Below are 594 nucleotides of genomic sequence, written 5' to 3'. Positions count from 1 at the left end.
TAGAGGCGATCGCCGATAAGCCCCCGCCCGCGATATCGGGTCTCGCTGTGGTCAATCCGCTCGTCGACCCAGTACCGCAGACTATCCGGATCGATTCGAGCAGCATCGGCCAATGACACGCCGTGCTTGTACCGATTGCTCGCGTCTTTGGCCGGGTCGAATGTGATTTCCATCGCACTTATTGTGGATACACAAAATCTCGAAGGCAAGTGGCGGATCGCTGGCTGCGGACGTCGCCTCGGCTGCGCTTCCGGCTCGGTCGAGCGCCAAAAACGAAAGAAACGGCCCGTAGGCCGTTCTTAGGGGTGTCGAATGACGCAGGAGACCAACAGGCCGCCTCCATCGGCTCAGAGGCCCAGTTCGTCGAATATGTCTGGCCTGTTCGGGTCCTCGCCCAGAAACGCGAGCACGTCCTGAAGGAATTCGGCCTCAAGGTTTCAAGGACTTCGAATTCGGGCGAGCCGACCGGAAAGTCGTTCGGATTGCGCCTGCCCTGCGCATTGCGCAAGGCTGCGACCGTGAGGCCGACGGATTGGGATTCGCCGTGCAGCGCACTGCCGGGAATGATCTGGAGAGGATTTTTATCGTTCATGC

The 594-nt window shown here is 59.8% G+C and carries 1 protein-coding gene; it reads left to right on the top strand.

Translation table 11 applies throughout. The annotated features are described in order from the left end of the window. Positions 1 to 305: 305 nt before the first annotated feature. The coding region (locus tag AWB67_RS42940) for a hypothetical protein (RefSeq protein WP_235025647.1) at positions 306 to 594 on the top strand (289 nt) is incomplete at its 3' end.

Origin of the sequence: Caballeronia terrestris, from assembly GCF_001544515.1 — a bacterium.
GTDB classification, from domain to species: Bacteria; Pseudomonadota; Gammaproteobacteria; order Burkholderiales; family Burkholderiaceae; genus Caballeronia; species Caballeronia terrestris.
The sequence above is the reverse complement of the archived record's forward strand: the minus strand, read 5'-3'. Positions and strand labels throughout refer to the sequence as shown.